Origin of the sequence: Chryseobacterium ginsengisoli, assembly GCF_039542325.1 — a bacterium.
In the GTDB taxonomy this organism is placed as follows: Bacteria; Bacteroidota; Bacteroidia; order Flavobacteriales; family Weeksellaceae; genus Chryseobacterium; species Chryseobacterium ginsengisoli.
This window is the reverse complement of sequence record NZ_BAABHX010000002.1, coordinates 832,020-846,955: the sequence shown is the minus strand read 5'-3', so window position 1 is coordinate 846,955 and position 14,936 is coordinate 832,020. Positions and strand designations below refer to the sequence as shown.

Sequence of the window (14,936 nt, the reverse complement as noted above, 5' to 3'; positions counted from 1 at the left end):
GAAAATAATTATCTTAGCCAAAACCTTAATTGAATTCAATGATACGTGCTTTCTTAGTATTTTTAATATTAGTTTCAAACCTATTTTATTCTCAAAAAAAACTGAATTTAATTCCTTATCCTCAAAAAGTTCAAATAAATGAGGGAAGTTTTACGATTCCGGATATTATTATGTTAAATGGTGACTTACCAAAAGAAGAAACGGAATACTTTAAAAATAAGGAAGGTTCAAATCTAAAATTTCAAAATTCAGGCAAATCAGATGCACATTTGGTATATTCTCAATTACCAAAGTCTGGAAATTTAATACAAAATGATGAGTTTTATTCTCTTGAAATTACTTCAAAACAGATTCTCATTAAATCATATACAAAACAGGGATATTTTTTAGCGCTTCAAACATTGATTCAATTAATTGAAGAATTTAAAAATGATAAACAAATTCCTGCTTTAAAAATTGAAGATCAGCCGAAATTCGCTTGGCGCGGAATGCACCTCGATGTTTGCCGTCATTTTTTCACGGTTGAAGAAGTAAAACAATACATCGATTATCTCGCAATGTATAAATTGAATACTTTTCATTGGCATTTAACGGACGATCAAGGTTGGAGAATTGAGATTAAAAAATATCCGAAATTAACAGAAATTGGTTCAAAACGTAAAGAATCTATGATCGGAGCTTACGTTGATAATACTTTTGACGGAAAACCTTATGGACCGTATTTTTACACTCAGGATCAGATAAAAGATGTTGTAAAATATGCAACAGAAAGACATATCACGGTTGTTCCGGAAATTGAAATGCCGGGACACGCTTTGGCGGCTTTATCGGCTTATCCTGAATTGGCTTGTACAAAAGGACCTTTTGAATCGGCTACAAAATGGGGTGTTTTTGATGATGTTTTCTGTCCGAAAGATGAGACTTTTAAATTTTTAGAAAATGTTCTGGATGAAGTAATTACACTTTTTCCATCACAATATATTCACATCGGCGGTGATGAATGTCCAAAGACAAGATGGAAAGAATGTGCTCATTGTCAGGAATTAATCAAAAAAAATAATTTGAAGGATGAACATGGCTTACAAAGTTATTTTATCCACAGAATTGAAAAATATGTGAATTCTAAAGGACGAAAAATCATCGGTTGGGACGAAATTCTGGAAGGTGGATTAGCTCCAAATGCAGCGGTAATGAGCTGGACAGGCGTAAACGGAGGGATTGAAGCTGCAAAATCAAATCATTTCGCGGTAATGACTCCCGGTTCTTATTGTTATTTCGATCATTATCAAGGAGATCCTGCAACGGAACCGAATGCTTTCGGAGGTTTTACACCGTTGGATAAAGTCTATTCTTATAATCCGATTCCGAGTGAATTAAATGCTGAACAATCAAAATATATTTTAGGAGTTCAGGCAAATTTATGGACGGAATATATTCTTGATTTTAAACAGGTTCAATACATGATTTTCCCAAGATTATTCGCGATTTCGGAAGTTGGTTGGGGAACTTCAGATCCTAAAAATTATAAAGAATTTGAAGGAAGAGTGATTAATGAATTCAAGGTTTTGGATAAAATGAATGTGAATTATGCGAAAAGTATTTACAATATTTACGGAAAAGTTTCCGCTGCAAATAATGGTGTGTCTTATGAACTTTCAACATCACAAAATCCAAATGGAATCCGATATACATTGGATGGAACAGAGCCTACGATAAATTCTCAAACCTATCAAAATCCGATTCCTGTTTCAAAGTCAATGACCATAAAATCGGCTTATTTTGAAAACGGGCAGTTAAAAAGTGCGATTTCTGTACAAATTTTTACGGTTTCAAAAACGACAGGCAAAAAAATCACTTTAGAACAGCAGCCGAGCGAAAATTATTCTTTTGGAGGAGCTTTTACTTTAATTGATGGAATTGTCGGAAACGTAAAACAATTAGGAAAAACATGGTTAGGTTTTAATGGAAAAGATGTGGTTGCAACGATTGATTTGGGACAAAAAACTCAGTTTTCGGAAGTGTATTTTAATACATTGGAAAATAAAGGAAGCTGGATTCATTTGGCAAAATCGGCTCAAATTTTTGTTTCTGATGATGGAACAAACTTTAAGATGATCAAAGAAATCGGGAAAGACGAGATTGTAAATGCAAAAGGCAAAATCACATTAAATGTAGGAAATCAAAGCTCAAAATATCTTAAAATTAAAATAGAAAACGCAGGAATTATTCCGGCTGGAAATCCGGGAGCAGATTCAAAAGCATGGCTTTTCGTTGACGAAATCGGAGCAAACTAAATCTTTTTAATTAAAAATCTAAATCTAATATCTTGTAAAAATATGTCTTCACGTAGAAAATTTCTGAAAAATACAGCATTGGCTTCTTCCGCATTATTATTGAATCCATTGGATTTAATTGCAAAAGATTTGCCTGAAAATAATACAAAAACAGTCAATAAACCAATTGTTCTTTCCACATGGAACTTTGGCTTAAAAGCCAATGAAGAAGCCTGGACTATCTTAGGAAAAGGCGGGAGAGCTTTGGATGCGGTAGAGAAAGGAGTTCGTTTGGTTGAAAATGACCCCACTGAAAGAAGCGTTGGTTACGGAGGTCGTCCCGACAGAGACGGAAGAGTGACTTTGGATGCCTGTATCATGGATGAAAATTATAATATCGGTTCGGTTGCGGCTCTGGAAAATATTAAAAATCCAATTTCTGTAGCAAGAGCTGTAATGGAAAAAACACCACATGTAATGTTGGTTGGTGATGGAGCTTTGCAATTTGCGGTTTCACAAGGTTTTAAAAAAGAAAATATCTTAACTGCAGAATCTGAAAAAGAGTGGAAAGAATGGCTGAAAGACAGTAAATATCAACCTGTTGTAAATATTGAAAATCACGATACAATAGGAATGATCGCATTGGATGCACAAGGAAATCTTTCCGGAGCTTGTACAACGAGCGGAATGGCTTTTAAAATGCACGGAAGAGTAGGAGATTCCCCGATCATTGGGGCAGGTTTATTTGTTGATAATGAGGTAGGTGCAGCGACGGCAACTGGTCATGGAGAAGAAGTGATCAGAACAGTCGGAACTCATTTAGTGGTTGAATTGATGCGACAAGGCAGAAATCCTCAACAGGCTTGTAAAGAAGCGGTTGAGAGAATTGTGAAAATTACAAAAGCTAGAAATAAAAATTTAAAAGATATTCAGGTTGGTTTTATTGCGATCAGTAAAAAAGGGGAATATGGTTCTTATTGTATTCAGGATGGATTTAATTTTGCTGTTTACGATCAAAAAGGAAACCGTCTGGAAAAACCGGAATTTGCTTTGAAATAATTTTACATATAATTTGAAAACATGAGAAATGTAATTTTTGCATCATTATTTCTAATTATCGCATGTAAGGAAACCAAAAAAGAAAATGGTAAAAGTTCCGAAACAGAAAATATTTCGAAAGTAAATTCTGCAGAAACAGAAGCCGCAAAAGAATGGCTGGAAAAGAGTATTGAAAATTATTTTAGCGCAGATATTTCGGATCAGGAAAAAATCATGCAGAACATCACGACCAAAGATTATTATGAATTTAAGACGGATGCTACCAATGTTGATATGGATGTTGATGGAAGTCTTTCGTTGCAGGATTTTCAGAAAAAATGGAAAACTAAATTTGATGTGCAGAAAGCAGGAGTCGGAGTCGGCTTTTTAATTACAGGTCAGGATTGGGATAAGATTACGATCACAAAGTGTGATGCAATTTTAGAATCAGAGAATACATATTTGTTTGATGTGATTCTTACAGACAAAAAAAACAATGCAAATTATCCGATACAGATAAGTGTTTTCAAACATCAGAATTCTTATCTTATAGGTGATGTTTTGCAGTAAATATTAAAAAAGATAATCATAAAATACGATGTCAAAAATAGAAATAGCCTGTTTCAATCCAGAATCTGCAATCATTGCGTTTGAAAACGGAGCAGACAGAATAGAATTGTGCGACGGATTAAGCGAAGGCGGAACTACACCGAACTTTGAAATAGCAAGACAACTTAGAGAAAAAATAAACATCCCGATTTTTGTAATGATTCGTCCTCGCGGTGGAGATTTCACCTATTCTGATGAAGAATTTGAACAAATGAAATCAGAATTAATTCAATTAAAATCATTAAATATTGACGGTTTTGTTTTCGGAATTTTAAATGAAAATGATGAGGTAAATATCGAACAAAATAAAGAGTTGGTTGAATTGGCGAAACCTTATCCATGTACATTTCATCGAGCTTTTGACCGAGCAAAAGATTTAGAAAATTCTTTAGAAAAAGTGATTGAATGTGGCTTTAAAACAATTCTTACTTCCGGTCAGAAACCAAACGTTTCAGAAGGAAAAGAAAATTTGAAAAAATTAGTAGAATTATCCAACGAAAGAATTGAAATTCTTGTCGGAGGCGGACTTCGTTCCACTAATATTGAAGAACTTAGAGAGTATACAAATGCAGTATATTTTCATTCTTCTGCGATTATTGATGGAAGTGCTTCTGCAAATGCGGATGAGGTGGTTGCTTTGAAGAATAAATAATCATTTTCGTAATTCAACGGGATGTTTGTCATTCAGAACGAAGCAAAGCGTAGTGAAGAATCTAAGCTTAATATTCTTAAAAGCTTAACTTTAATCTTAATGGTTTAGATTCTTCCTTCGTCAGAAGGACAACTTCATGATTATAAATTATATAAATCAAATTATTGATGAACAAAATTCTACTTTTTTCTTTTATTTTCATACAAACTTTAATCAAGGCTCAATTTTCAGAGCGAAACTTATCCTCTGAAAAATGGCAGTTCAAAAATTCCAAAGATAAAAATTGGCTCATTGCCACCGTGCCGGGAACAGTTCATTTGGATTTGATGAATAATAAAATAATTCCCGATCCTTACAAAGATGAGAATGAGAAAAAAGTTCAGTGGGTAGAAAATGAAGATTGGGATTACCAGACTTCATTTAAAATTTCGTCAAAAGAATTAGAAAATCAAAATGCTGAATTAATTTTTAATGGATTAGACACGTTTTCAGAGATTTACTTGAATGGAAAATTATTACAATCAACAGATAATATGTTTAGAAAATGGGAAATTCCTGTTAAACAATATTTGAAAAATGGAGATAATTTACTGCAAATTAAATTCAAATCTGCGGTAAATGTAGGAAAAGAATTAGCCAAGAAAGTTCCATTTACAATGCCGGAATCACCGAGAAGTTTTGTGAGAAAAGCTCAATATCAGTTCGGTTGGGATTGGGGACCGAGATTAGTAAATGCAGGAGTCTGGAAAGATGTTAAGTTAAGTTTTTGGAATAATGCCAAACTTGAAAACGTAAAAATTGAACAAAAAGCTTTAACTAAAGAAAAAGCTGAATTAAATATTTACAATGAAATTTTTGCTGATCAGGAAGGAAAATATATAATTTCAATTAATAATAAAATCAAAAATATTGAATTAAAAAAAGGAAAAAATAGTATTAAGCTTCCGTTTACGATTGAAAAACCGAAGTTTTGGCAACCGAATGGATGGGGCGATCCGAATTTGTACAATATTAAAATTTCTTTACAAAAAGATTCAAAAATTATTGCAGAAAAATCTGAGCGAATCGGATTAAAAACGATCGAATTAATTCAGCAAAAAGACGAAAAAGGCAAATCTTTTTATTTTAAAGTTAACGGGAATTCGATGTATGCAAAAGGCACAAACTGGATTCCTTCCGACAGTTTTTCGCCAAGAATTACCAAAGAAAAATATCAAAAACTCATAAAAGATTCAAAAGATGCGAACATGAATATGATTCGTGTTTGGGGCGGCGGAATTTACGAAGACGATGAATTTTACAAAGCTTGCGACGAAAACGGAATTTTGGTTTGGCAGGATTTTATGTTTGCGGGAAGTTTTTATCCGTCCGATGAAAACTTTTTGGAAAACGTAAAAGGAGAAGTAAAAGATCAGGTGAACCGACTTCAAAATCATGCATCGATCGCTTTGTGGTGCGGAAATAATGAAATTGATGAAGCCATTGTCAATTGGGGATATCAGAAACAATTTAAATATTCGAAAGAAGATTCTCTGCAGGTTTGGGAGGATTATAAAAAGGTTTTTCATGAAGTTATTCCAAACACAATTAATGAAATTGCGGCAAAAGATAAGTCGATTTATTGGGAAAGTTCACCGTCAATCGGATGGGGACACAAAGAAAGTTTAACCGAAGGAGATTCTCATTATTGGGGAGTTTGGTGGGGAGAACAACCGTTTGAAATTTACAACGAGAAAGTTCCGAGATTCGCTTCTGAATATGGTTTTCAGGGAATGCCGACATTGGAAACTACTAAATCAATGTTCTCAGGAACTCCAGATTTAAACTTAGAAAACGGAACGATAAAAGCTCACGAAAAACATTCCAGAGGTTGGGAAATTATTGATAATTATATGAAACGGGATTACAATATTCCGATGGATTTTGTGAAATACAATTATGTTTCCCAATTACTTCAGGCTCGTGGAATGCAGATTGCTATTGATGCTCATCGTCGTGCAAAACCTTACAATATGGGAACTTTGTATTGGCAATTGAATGATTGTTGGCCAGTTATTTCCTGGTCTTCGATTGATTATTTGGGAAACTGGAAAGCGTTACATTATCAGATCAAAAGAAGTTTTGAAAATCAGGTGATTTTAACTGAGGAAAAAGATGGAGTTTTGAATTTTTATGCGATTAATGATGAATTGAAAAAGTTCGAAGATGTAAAAGTAGAAATTCAGGTTGTTGATTTTAATGGAAAAGTTTTAAACGAAATTACAACTGTCCCGGATGGGAAAACTTTAGAAGAAATTGTAAAATTTGATCCGATTGAAATTGAGAATTTAATTCCAGATTCCAATAAAAATGAAGTCTTTTTAAAATTAACTTTAAAAGATAAGAATCAAAAAATCATTGCTCAAAACAATTATTTCTTTGCAAAACCAAAAGATTTAAAACTTTCAAAACCAACAATTAAAATCAAGAAAATTTCCGAAACTGAAATCGAAATATCAACCGATGTATTGGCAAAAGACGTTTATTTAATTGGCGACACTCATTTCAGTGACAACTTTTTTGATTTACTTCCAAAAACCTCTAAAAAAATTAAACTTTCCAAACCTTTAGAAAAAATTGGGACAATGAGTTTATGGGATACTATGAATCCGTAAATTTGTGAGATATTCTTAGAAGCTATGGTAAATTTTGTTCTGATCGCAGTATGCATTATCGCAGGAATGGTTTTCAAGGCAACAAAATCTATCCATCCCGATGCGCACAAAGGAATCAATACATGGATTCTTTATCTTGCGCTTCCCGCTGTTTCTTTCAAATATTTACCGAAAGTTCATTGGACGACAGAAATGTTTTTTCCGATTGTCGCGACTTTTTTGACTTCAGTTTTTTGCTTTTTCTTTATGATGTTTTACAGTAAAAGCAAAGGTTATTCAAGGCGTTCGAGAAGCACACTTGAATTAGTAAGCGGTTACAGCAATACATCATTCATAGGATTTCCTTTAATTTCTGCATTTTATGGTGAAAGTCTTCTAAGTATTGCCATTATTTGTGACCAGACCATGTTTTTCTCCCTTTCAACATTAGGAATTATTGCAGCCTTAAAAGGTGGAAGCAGATCCGGAAAAGTAAGTGCAAAATTTATTTTAAAACGATTAATTACTTTTCCACCGCTTGTTGGTTGTATTGCTGCTTTGGTTTTATCTCAATGGATAGATTTCACTTCAGAGGAACCGTTTTTCGATAAGTTAGCAGCAACAGTAAGTCCGTTGGCTTTATTTTCAGTTGGCTTGCAGTTAAAATTCAACGGCTGGAAAAAATTGATTCCTCAAATGTCGGTTTCCATGTTGTATAAATTAATTTTAGCTCCCGCAATCACTTTAGGATTGGCTTTATTGCTCGGAATAAAAGGAAACATCGCCAAAATCACCATTTTTGAATCTGCAATGCCGACAGTTTTAACTTCAAGCATCATCGCAGAACAATTTCGGTTAAATACCAAACTCACAAATTTGACAATCGGATTCAGCATCATCGTCGGACTTTTTACTTCTGCGTTTTGGTATGAAATTATTGAATTTATATTTTAATTTAACTCAAAATCATACAAAATAATAGAATCTATATTGTCCTGCCATTGCTCTACATGCGAAGAATTACTTGCAGATGGTAAAATGGAAGTTGGATGATATTGAGTATCTCCTTTTAGTCTTATTTTTGCTTTAAACGTCATGCTCTTTCCTGTTTTTTGAACTGTGAGTAAGGCATAAACAGAAGAAGTCATCATTTTAGCTTCAGAAAATGTAAATTCTATGCTGTTATCTTTAATATCGTCTTTTTTGAAATTTTCCATCATATCAAAAAGATCAATTTTTTCTGTTATATTTTCTTCTTTAACTTTTTCAAAGTTGATGATTTTATCATTTTTGAACTGTGGGTTAAGTAAGATTTTTTTACCAATGGGAATCGTAATTTCTCCCTTGTTTAAAGAAATTTTTTCCTGAGCCTGAATAATAACAACAAGAAATAAAGATAATAATGCAAAGATTTTTTTCATGGTTAGTTGTATTAAATTGAAAAATCAAATTGATATAAGAACGATAAAAATAGAAAATATTGCAGTTCTCTAAAGAAAAATCTAATTTTACACTTTAAATATTTCTTTTGCAATACGCTCAAATAGTTTTACCGTTAAATTTAAAAGGTTCTTTCACCTACAAAGTTCCTGAAGAAATTATGCCTGAAATTCAGGTAGGAATGCGTGTTTTGGTTCCTTTTGGCGGGAAGAAAATTTATACGGGAATTGTTTTTGAACTTCATGATAATGCTCCCGAAAATTTCGTTGCAAAGGAAGTGATCAGTATATTAGATGACAAACCGATCGTTCCGAAAGAGCAGATTAATTTCTGGAATTGGCTTTCAGATTACTATTTGTGCGGTTTGGGTGAAATTTACCGTTTTGCATTTCCTTCTTCTTTGAAATTGGAAAGTGAAACGTATTTAAAATTAAAACCCAATATCACGGTTGATTTTGAAAATCTGGATGTTAATGAAATGTATCTTATTCAGGCTTTAGAAGTTCGACAGTTGATTAATTTAACTGATATTGAAGCTTTTATTCCGAAAAAAGATATCATTAAGACAATCAACTCTTTAATTGATTTACAATACATCGAAATTGATGAAAAAATTGCAGAAAAATATAAAGCAAAGGAAGTTGCGTATGTAAAAATCAATGATGAGGTTTTACAAAGACAAAATCTTACGGAAATTCTTTTGTCATTAAAAAGAGCTCAGAAACAGAAAGATCTTTTCCTTCATATTCTAGAAAAACAAACCGAAAATCCTGATTTGCATATCAAAAAATCCGAACTTTTTGAAGACGGATATTTTGGAAGTTCACATTTTAAATCTTTGGCAGATAAAAATTTTGTTGAGGAATATTATATGCAAAAAGACAGGATCGAAAGTTATGATGGTGAAATTGAAGAAATTGAAGAGCTTTCCGAAGCTCAGAAATTGGCAAAAGCTGAAGTCGATGAAGCTTTTGAAGAAAGGAAAAATGTGTTGCTTCACGGTGTGACTTCGTCTGGAAAAACGCATATCTATTTAGAAAAGATAGGAGAGTGCATTCAAGAAGGGAAAAACGTTTTGTTTTTACTTCCTGAAATTTCTTTAACGAAACAGATCACGCAAAGATTAGAAAAAAAATACGGCAAAAATATTGGTTTTTATCATCAGAAACTCACTGATTTTGAGCGTGTAGAAGTTTGGAGAAGAATTAAACAAAATGACATTAAAATCTTAATTGGAACTCGAAATGCTTTATTTTTGCCTTATCAGAATTTGGGATTAATCGTTGTCGATGAAGAACATGATTCGGCTTACAGACCAAGAGAAGTTTCGCCTTATTTTAATGCAAAAGATGCAGCTTTGGTATTAGGAAATTTTTACAAAGCGAATGTTATTTTGGGCTCTGCAACACCTTCAGTTGAAAGTTATTACAACGCCCGAAAGGAAAAAATGAAATATATTTTCCTTGAAGAACGTTTTGGAAATGTAAATCTCCCTGAATATGAGTTGATTAATTTTAAAGAAGCTCAGGATTCCAAAAAGGTGTCAGGAAATTTTTCTTTACAATTAATTGATGAAATTAAGAAAACATTAGACGAAAAAAATCAGGCTATTGTTCTTCACAACCGCCGTGGTTATGCGAATGTGATTGAATGTGAAACCTGTGGTTATGTAAATTATTGCTCAAATTGTGATGTCGTGATGACGTATCACAAAGCTGCGAATGAAATGAAATGCCATTATTGCGGTCAAAGAGCTTCAAAACCAAAAACTTGTCCGAAATGTTATTCCGAAAACCTTAATGAAAGAGGAGTAGGAGTGGAACAGATTCATGAAGAAGTATCAAAATTATTTCCTGATAATGAAGTAGATAGGATGGATGTCGATTCGATGCGAAAGAAATTTGCCTACGAAAAATTATACGAAAAAATTGAAGATCGAGAAACGGATATTGTTGTCGGAACCCAAATGATTTCAAAAGGTTTGGATTTTGATCATATCGAATTGGTAGCAATTCCGAAAGCGGATTCTATGCTTTATGTTCAGGATTTCAGAGCTGAAGAACGGGCATATCAATTGATTACTCAGGTTTCCGGAAGAGCGGGAAGAGTTTCCGGGAAAGGTAAAATTTTAATTCAGACTTTTAATCCGGATCATTCTGTTTTTCAGTTAATTAAAATGAATAATCCGGCAAAAATTTATAAATATATTTTAACGGAGCGTCAGAAATTTCATTATCCGCCTTTCACAAAATTAATCATGATCGAACTGAAACATAGAAAGGAGGATAAAGTAAATCGTGCTTCTCAGTTTTTGGGTTCGGTTTTGAGAAAATATCTTCCGGGAGATTGCGTTTTAGGTCCGGAAAAAGCTCAGATTGCGAGACTTAACAATTTGTATCAATTTCAGATCATGCTTAAGCTTCCAAAAGGCAAAAAATATGAAGAATATAAGAAGCTGGTTTTATTAAGTCTAAAAGAATTTGAAGAAATTACGGCTTATCAAAGTATTAAAAAAGACGTTTTTGTAGATTTTTAACAATTTTTAACAAACTTTATGGTGTTTTTATAATAGTCTACCGAACCACCATACAACAATATTTTCTACATTTGATCGTTGATTATATGTTTGGCGTTTAACTTTCGATTTAACCAATTGATTTTTAACCTATCCAAACTGTAACAAAATTAAAAATAGATGGTAAATTTCAGAAGATATATTTCAAGCGTTGCGGTACTTGCTTCAGGTTTTTTCCTTGCACAGTCTACCGTTTCTACAGTTCTGTATTCTCCGGCTTATGACAATCAAAAAAGCAGTTTAAACTTACCTTCTCCCATCGCTACGATGGTAGAAAAAACTATTTTGTCGCCAAAAGAGCTTGTAGACATTAATGTAAACACGATGATGACCGACCCGGTTCTGAAAAACGCAACCTGGGGATTCGTAGTGTACGACCCGAAAACGAAGAAGGTAGTTTCTTCGTATAACGAAAATACTCCATTGGTTCCGGCTTCTACAACGAAATTATTAACTACAGAAACAGCAATGAATCTGTTGAGTGAAAATTACCGTTGGAACACACAGCTGGAATATTCAGGAAGTATTGATGAGAATGGAGTGTTGAACGGAAATCTTTACATTGTAGGAAGCGGTGATCCGTCTTTAGGAACCAATAAAGCGGGAGCTTGGTCTTACAAAGATATTGTTTCAGATTTCATAGGAGGGCTTTCTCGTGAGGGAATCAAAAAAGTAAATGGTGATATTATTATTCAGACAGCGCTTTTCAAAGGTAACATTGCGAAGCTTCCGGAAAATGTTGTTTGGCTAGAGAACAATAATTATTATTTACCGGCAGGTTCAACGCGTGAGATCAATCCTGCAAATGAAAAACTGATCATAAAAAAAGGAACTAATTTCTCTACTGATAAGAAATTTTTCTATGTTTCTCCTTATAACAATCAGATGGTTTATGCTGATAAATACGAAGGTGACGGAGTTTTGACAACAAAATTACCTGATGCTCCGGCTTTTCTTGCAAATTCTTTTAGAACAACTTTAGTAAAAAGCGGAATTGCAGTAACGGGAAAAGTAACTCCGAAAATGACAGATGCTAATCCTGAAAGCAGAAAATTGGTTTCAGCATATAAATCTCCAACTTTGGGTGATATTATTTTTTACACTAATCAACATAGTGATAATGGTTTAGCAGAAGCTCTTTTAAAAACAGTTGGTTTCCAGAGGTTGGGTGATCAGACAACAGAATCAGGCAGAAAAGTAGTTACAGAGCATTTAAAAAGTGAAGGTTTTGATATGATCGGTCTTAATTATATGGACGGAAGCGGACTTTCCAGAAGTAATAATGTAACTCCAATTGCTCAGGCTAAATTTTTAACTTCTTTAATGGATGAAAAATATTATAAAACATATTTAAATTCATTACCGGTTGGAGGTCAGTCAGGAACTTTGAAGAGAATGTTCAACGGACTTGGAAACGGGCAGGTTTTTGCTAAAACAGGAACTTTAAATAAGGTTAAAACTTTGGCAGGATACATGAAGACGAATACAGGAAAAACGTTGGTTTTTTCTTTAATGGTTAACAATTACGCAGGATCTGTAGATATGGTGAAGAAAAGAATGGAGAAAATTCTTGAACCTGCATTAGATTTGTAGAATTATTAAAATTTTATTAATATAAAAGCCTTTTAATCAATGATTAGAAGGTTTTTTTATATCTTTGATATAATATAATTTAAGAATGAGAAAATTTTACTTTTTAATTCTGAGTGTTTTTGTTTTTCAGCAATTCTGCGCTCAGAATGATAATATTGAACGAAAAGGAATGATTGCAAAGGAAATGAAGTCTTTTGCAAATAAAATGGCAGTAGGAAATATTAATCCGAATACACTGAACTACGATCTTCAATATCAGAGAATGAATGTGACGATTGATCCTGCAATAAGAAGTATTTCCGGTTCTATTACTTCTCATTTCAAGCCTAATCAAAGTATGAGCAGTATTTATTTTGATCTGGATGGTCAGATGACAGTTTCACAGGTTCAGTATCATGGGAATTCTCTTGTTTTTCAGCAGCTTGCAACGACCAAAGAACTTAAGATTAATTTTCAGTCTGCACTTCCTGCCAATGTATTAGATTCGTTAACAGTAACTTACTCCGGAGTTCCGCCAACGGCAAACAATTCTTTTTTCAACGGAACACAAGGAGGAGCCGCAGTTTTATCTACTTTAAATGAGCCTTACGGAGCGCAGGACTGGTTTCCAACAAAACAAAGTTTAAATGATAAAATTGAAAGATTTGATTTTAAAATTACCACGCCTTCTCAATATAATGTTGCAGCGAATGGAAAACCAATGTCCGAAACTACTCTTCCCGGAGGACAAAAACTTACTTTCTGGAGAACTCAATATCCCACCGCAGCTTATCTGATTGCGCTTTCAATAACTAATTATGTAAAGTTAACGGATACAATGGGAAATCCACCTTTTCCTTTTATTAATTACGTTTTTCCTTCAACGGCTGCGAACACAACCAGCATGAGTAACATAGACTGGACGAAAACTGTAATGAATACTTTTGAAAATTATTTCGGAGCGTATCCTTTTAGAAATGAAAAGTATGGACATATGGAATTTCAAGCGGGTGGCGGAATGGAACATCAGACTATGACTTCAGTAGGGTCTTGGGGAAGAGGTTTGATCGCTCATGAGCTTGCACATCAATGGTTCGGAGATAAAGTAACTTGCGGAGCATGGAATGATATCTGGCTGAATGAAGGCTTCGCAACATTTGGTGAACATTTGGCAAATGAAAAATTATTAATGACAAATGCTGAGTTTTTAAGTTATTTATTAGTGCAAAAAAATTATGTTACAGGCGCGCCGGAAGGAAGTGTTTATGTTGCGGATTCTAACTTAACGAATGTCGGAACAATTTTCAATAGCAGATTGTCTTATTCTAAAGGTGCATATGTTTTGAGAATGCTTAAATGGATTTTGGGCGACATAGCTTTTTATCAGGCACTTCAGGATTATAATTCTAGACCGAATCTTGCTTATAATTATGCAAAAACTCAGGATTTTAACGCATCATTATTAACTTCAACGGGACAAAATTTTACAGAATTTTTCAATGACTGGATCTATGGTGAAGGTTATCCTATTTATGATATAAGATGGAAGCAGGTAGGAAATACAGTTACTTTTAAAGCATCTCAGACGCAAAGTCATCCATCGGTAAGTTTTTACGAAATGCCTTTGCCGATTAAAGTAAATGGAACAGGAGGTCAGGTTGCTTATTTTGCCTTGAATAATACAACAAATAATCAATACTTTACTCAATCGGTAACTTTTCCGGTGGCAAGTGTAGAATTTAATTATGAATATCAGATTTTAGAAAGGAATTCAACAGTAACTCAGGATGCTACATTAGATACTTCAGATTTTAGCAAAGATGAGTTTGCTTTGTATCCAAATCCAGCCAAAAATGAATTGAATTTGAAAGGGATTAATACACCAACAGATTTTACAATTTATTTTACAGACGGAAAATTAGTAAGAAAAGGAATTTATCAACCTGAAAAGTCAATTAATATTTCAGAATTGGTTCCCGGAACTTATATTTTTAAAATAAGAGATAAAAATGTAAAATTCTTAAAGAAATAAATTAAAACCTTCAGAAATGAAGGTTTTTTCGTTTTTATGCTAATCAATTTATAGAAATAATTCTACTTTTCATAAAATTTCTTAAATAAGTATGAGTTTATAAATATTTTTT

The 14,936-nt window shown here is 33.3% G+C and carries 10 protein-coding genes; 9 read left to right on the top strand and 1 reads right to left on the bottom strand.

What is annotated here, in order from left to right; translation table 11 throughout:
- The first annotated feature begins 38 nt into the window (after positions 1-38).
- The 6 genes from ABD940_RS08900 to ABD940_RS08875 all read left to right on the top strand — a co-directional run bounded on the left by ABD940_RS08900 (position 39) and on the right by ABD940_RS08875 (position 8,159).
- On the top strand, positions 39-2,294 hold the full coding sequence (locus ABD940_RS08900; RefSeq protein WP_345202543.1) for a glycoside hydrolase family 20 protein: 2,256 nt from the start codon (positions 39-41) through the stop codon (positions 2,292-2,294).
- Positions 2,295-2,336: 42 nt separating this feature from the next.
- A complete protein-coding gene (locus tag ABD940_RS08895; RefSeq protein WP_345202540.1) occupies positions 2,337-3,332 on the top strand; it encodes an isoaspartyl peptidase/L-asparaginase family protein in 996 nt (331 codons plus the stop codon).
- A gap of 21 nt (positions 3,333-3,353) precedes the next feature.
- Complete coding sequence (locus ABD940_RS08890) at positions 3,354-3,881, top strand: hypothetical protein (RefSeq protein ID WP_345202538.1); 528 nt, start codon at positions 3,354-3,356, stop codon at positions 3,879-3,881.
- A 28-nt stretch (positions 3,882-3,909) separates the two neighbouring features.
- Positions 3,910-4,572 (top strand): copper homeostasis protein CutC, encoded by a 663-nt coding sequence (locus ABD940_RS08885; RefSeq protein WP_345202535.1) that lies wholly within the window; start codon positions 3,910-3,912, stop codon positions 4,570-4,572.
- Positions 4,573-4,739: 167 nt separating this feature from the next.
- The gene (locus tag ABD940_RS08880) at positions 4,740-7,226 is read left to right on the top strand and encodes a beta-mannosidase (protein ID WP_345202533.1); all 2,487 of its coding nucleotides are present in this window, start codon (positions 4,740-4,742) and stop codon (positions 7,224-7,226) included.
- A gap of 24 nt (positions 7,227-7,250) precedes the next feature.
- Positions 7,251-8,159, top strand: a complete 909-nt coding sequence (locus tag ABD940_RS08875; RefSeq protein ID WP_345202530.1) for an AEC family transporter — start codon at positions 7,251-7,253, stop codon at positions 8,157-8,159.
- Here the strand turns inward: ABD940_RS08875 and ABD940_RS08870 are convergent.
- Positions 8,156-8,626 carry a hypothetical protein gene (locus ABD940_RS08870; protein WP_345202527.1) on the bottom strand — a complete coding sequence of 157 codons (471 nt, stop codon included), beginning with the start codon at positions 8,624-8,626 and terminating at the stop codon, positions 8,156-8,158. The genes ABD940_RS08875 and ABD940_RS08870 overlap by 4 nt on opposite strands.
- A gap of 107 nt (positions 8,627-8,733) precedes the next feature.
- Here ABD940_RS08870 and priA point away from each other — a divergent pair, with 107 nt between their 5' ends.
- From priA to ABD940_RS08855, 3 genes are all read left to right on the top strand, one after another.
- Entirely contained in the window at positions 8,734-11,181 is a 2,448-nt protein-coding gene (gene priA / locus ABD940_RS08865) for a replication restart helicase PriA (RefSeq protein WP_345202526.1), read from the top strand.
- A gap of 159 nt (positions 11,182-11,340) precedes the next feature.
- Positions 11,341-12,813, top strand: coding sequence for a D-alanyl-D-alanine carboxypeptidase/D-alanyl-D-alanine endopeptidase (gene dacB, locus ABD940_RS08860; RefSeq protein WP_345202523.1), 1,473 nt, complete (start codon positions 11,341-11,343; stop codon positions 12,811-12,813).
- Positions 12,814-12,898: 85 nt separating this feature from the next.
- Entirely contained in the window at positions 12,899-14,824 is a 1,926-nt protein-coding gene (locus ABD940_RS08855; protein WP_345202521.1) for a M1 family metallopeptidase, read from the top strand.
- The last annotated feature ends 112 nt before the right edge of the window (positions 14,825-14,936 follow it).